Raw genomic sequence first — 257 nt, 5'->3', positions numbered from 1 at the left:
CGCCAACAGAACCTTCTGCTGGTTACCGCCGCTCAGATTCGATATCGGCTGGGCAGGGCCCTGTGTGCGTATGGCCAGATCGCGGATGTATTCCCTGCAGAGCTCCTCGGCTTTCGCTTCGTCGACAACGGGGCCTTTCCAGCGGGGCGGTCCGCTATGCCATCCCAGCATCATGTTTTGCAGGATCGAAAGATGTGCGACGACGCCGTCGCGCTGTCGCTCGGCGGAGACGTAGGCAACGCCTGCCAGGATGGAGT

The 257-nt window shown here is 61.9% G+C and carries 1 pseudogene; it reads right to left on the bottom strand.

The features are described 5' to 3' along the window. Positions 1 to 257: pseudogene (locus NCR93_RS31770) on the bottom strand (sugar ABC transporter ATP-binding protein); the annotation flags it as partial.

It is taken from the genome of Caballeronia sp. ATUFL_F1_KS39, from assembly GCF_023630985.1.
Lineage (GTDB): Bacteria > Pseudomonadota > Gammaproteobacteria > Burkholderiales > Burkholderiaceae > Caballeronia > Caballeronia zhejiangensis.
Note: the sequence above shows the minus strand (reverse complement) of the source record. Positions and strands in the feature narration are given on the sequence as shown.